Here is a 3,113-nt window from a genome sequence, read left to right on the forward strand (position 1 = left end):
ATGGAGCTGGACAATGCCTTCTAATTGAACCTGTTCTTTGAAAACTGGATATAAGTAATCGTATAACAAAGCATAAAACCGAGTAAGATACCACGCCATTTTAGGTTAAGTTAGAAAGGGCGCACGGTGGATGCCTTGGCACTAGGAGCCGATGAAGGACGGGACTAACACCGATATGCTCCGGGGAGCTGTAAGTAAGCATGGATCCGGAGATTTCCGAATGGGGGAACCCGCCATCCGTAATGGGATGGCACCCCTGCCTGAATACATAGGGCAGGAGGAGGCATACCCGGGGAACTGAAACATCTAAGTACCCGGAGGAAGAGAAAGCAAACGCGATTCCCTGAGTAGCGGCGAGCGAAACGGGACATAGCCCAAACCAGGAAGCTTGCTTCCTGGGGTTGTAGGACACTCTATACGGAGTTACAAAGGAAGAGAATAGGCGAAGCGGTCTGGAAAGGCCCGCGAAACGAGGTAACAGCCCTGTAGCTGAAATTTTCTTCTCTCTTGAGTGGATCCTGAGTACGGCGGAACACGAGGAATTCCGTCGGAATCCGGGAGGACCATCTCCCAAGGCTAAATACTCCCTAGTGACCGATAGTGAACCAGTACCGTGAGGGAAAGGTGAAAAGCACCCCGGAAGGGGAGTGAAAGAGATCCTGAAACCGTGTGCCTACAAGTAGTCAGAGCCCGTTAACGGGTGATGGCGTGCCTTTTGTAGAATGAACCGGCGAGTTACGATTTCATGCAAGGTTAAGCAGATGATGCGGAGCCGCAGCGAAAGCGAGTCTGAACAGGGCGCATAAGTATGAGGTCGTAGACCCGAAACCAGGTGATCTACCCATGTCCAGGGTGAAGGTGAGGTAACACTCACTGGAGGCCCGAACCCACGCACGTTGAAAAGTGCGGGGATGAGGTGTGGGTAGCGGTGAAATTCCAATCGAACCTGGAGATAGCTGGTTCTCTCCGAAATAGCTTTAGGGCTAGCCTCAAAGGAAGAGTTCTGGAGGTAGAGCACTGTTTGGACTAGGGGCCCATCCCGGGTTACCGAATTCAGACAAACTCCGAATGCCAGAAACTTATCTTTGGGAGTCAGACTGCGAGTGATAAGATCCGTAGTCAAGAGGGAAACAGCCCAGACCACCAGCTAAGGTCCCCAAGTATACGTTAAGTGGAAAAGGATGTGGAGTTGCCCAGACAACCAGGATGTTGGCTTAGAAGCAGCCACCATTTAAAGAGTGCGTAATAGCTCACTGGTCGAGTGACTCTGCGCCGAAAATGTACCGGGGCTAAACGTATCACCGAAGCTGTGGATTGATCCCATCGGGATCAGTGGTAGGAGAGCGTTCCAGCTGCTGTGAAGCCAGACCGGAAGGACTGGTGGAGCGTCTGGAAGTGAGAATGCCGGTATGAGTAGCGAAAGAAGGGTGAGAATCCCTTCCACCGAATGCCTAAGGTTTCCTGAGGAAGGCTCGTCCTCTCAGGGTTAGTCGGGACCTAAGCCGAGGCCGAAAGGCGTAGGCGATGGAGAACAGGTTGATATTCCTGTACCGCCCAGCAGCCGTTATCAGCAACGGGGGGACGCAGGAGGATAGGGTAAGCGCGCGGATGGATGCGCGTCCAAGCAGTTAGGCCGGTAACGAGGCAAATCCCGTTACCCTATAAGGCGGAGCTGTGATGGCGAGGGAAATAAAGTACCGAAGTTCCTGATTCCACACTGCCAAGAAAAGCCTCTAGCGAGGCTGCGGGCGCCCGTACCGCAAACCGACACAGGTAGGCGAGGAGAGAATCCTAAGGTGAGCGAGTGAACTCTCGTTAAGGAACTCGGCAAAATGACCCCGTAACTTCGGGAGAAGGGGTGCTCCTGCGGGTGAAAGCCTGCGGGAGCCGCAGTGAATAGGCCCAGGCGACTGTTTAGCAAAAACACAGGTCTCTGCAAAGCCGCAAGGCGACGTATAGGGGCTGACGCCTGCCCGGTGCTGGAAGGTTAAGAGGAGGGCTTAGCTGCTAAGCGAAGGTCTGAATTGAAGCCCCAGTAAACGGCGGCCGTAACTATAACGGTCCTAAGGTAGCGAAATTCCTTGTCGGGTAAGTTCCGACCCGCACGAAAGGCGCAACGATCTGGGCACTGTCTCAACGAGAGACTCGGTGAAATTATAGTACCTGTGAAGATGCAGGTTACCCGCGACAGGACGGAAAGACCCCGTGGAGCTTTACTGCAGCCTGATATTGAATTTTGGCACAGTCTGCACAGGATAGGCAGGAGCCTTGGAAGCCGGAGCGCCAGCTTCGGTGGAGGCGCTGGTGGGATACTGCCCTGACTGTGTTGAACTTCTAACCCGCACCCGTGATCCGGGTGGGAGACAGTGTCAGGCGGGCAGTTTGACTGGGGCGGTCGCCTCCTAAAATGTAACGGAGGCGCCCAAAGGTTCCCTCAGAATGGTTGGAAATCATTCGCAGAGTGTAAAGGCACAAGGGAGCTTGACTGCGAGACCTACAAGTCGAGCAGGGACGAAAGTCGGGCTTAGTGATCCGGTGGTTCCGCATGGAAGGGCCATCGCTCAACGGATAAAAGCTACCCCGGGGATAACAGGCTTATCTCCCCCAAGAGTCCACATCGACGGGGAGGTTTGGCACCTCGATGTCGGCTCATCGCATCCTGGGGCTGTAGTCGGTCCCAAGGGTTGGGCTGTTCGCCCATTAAAGCGGTACGCGAGCTGGGTTCAGAACGTCGTGAGACAGTTCGGTCCCTATCCGTCGCGGGCGCAGGAAATTTGAGAGGAGCTGTCCTTAGTACGAGAGGACCGGGATGGACGCACCGCTGGTGTACCAGTTGTCTCGCCAGAGGCACCGCTGGGTAGCTACGTGCGGACGGGATAAGTGCTGAAAGCATCTAAGCATGAAGCCCCCCTCAAGATGAGATTTCCCATTACGCAAGTAAGTAAGATCCCTTGAAGAAGACGAGGTAGATAGGTTCGGGGTGGAAGTGTGGCGACACATGGAGCTGACGAATACTAATCGATCGAGGACTTAACCAACGAAATGCCGCGGGCGCTCGCTTATCAGCGACACGCGCTGATAGCGCCCGAGGCTGGACAATAACGGAAAGCGAG

General features: G+C 54.4%; 1 rRNA gene. It reads left to right on the plus strand.

The features are described from left to right. Positions 1 to 103: 103 nt before the first annotated feature. Positions 104 to 3,038 (plus strand): 23S ribosomal RNA (locus BTO30_RS14690). Positions 3,039 to 3,113 lie beyond the last annotated feature (75 nt).

It is taken from the genome of Domibacillus antri, from assembly GCF_001936625.1.
GTDB classification, from domain to species: domain Bacteria; phylum Bacillota; class Bacilli; order Bacillales; family Domibacillaceae; genus Domibacillus; species Domibacillus antri.